Source organism: Paraburkholderia sp. SIMBA_054, assembly GCF_046534875.1.
Lineage (GTDB): Bacteria > Pseudomonadota > Gammaproteobacteria > Burkholderiales > Burkholderiaceae > Paraburkholderia > Paraburkholderia hospita.
Genome location: NZ_JAWRXV010001127.1, coordinates 1 through 258, shown reverse-complemented (window position 1 = coordinate 258; position 258 = coordinate 1). Strand labels below are relative to the sequence as shown.

The 258-nt window shown below is 50.8% G+C and carries 1 protein-coding gene; it reads right to left on the bottom strand.

Annotation, left to right across the window (positions count from 1 at the left end; translation table 11 throughout):
* A partial coding sequence (locus SB822_RS58675) for a cation:proton antiporter (RefSeq protein WP_410859319.1) occupies positions 1-249 on the bottom strand: 249 nt, incomplete at its 3' end.
* Between the last annotated feature and the right edge of the window lie 9 nt (positions 250-258).

Here is a 258-nt window from a genome sequence, read left to right as displayed (position 1 = left end):
CTTCCCGCCATAATCTCCAAACACAAAACCTCCCGCTACTACGGCAATTACGCCGGATACGTGGAGATGTTCCGCAATAAAATAACTGCCGAAAAACAGCAGAGCGGATACCGCGATCTCAAACGGGTAATCGTCATAAAACCGGATGACTTGTGAAAAGATAAAGCCGAGCACCAATCCAACCAGCACCCCGCCCACAGCAAATCTCAAAAACATCCACACGCCGCTCCCTACGCCGGCCCATCCCATCTCTATGTA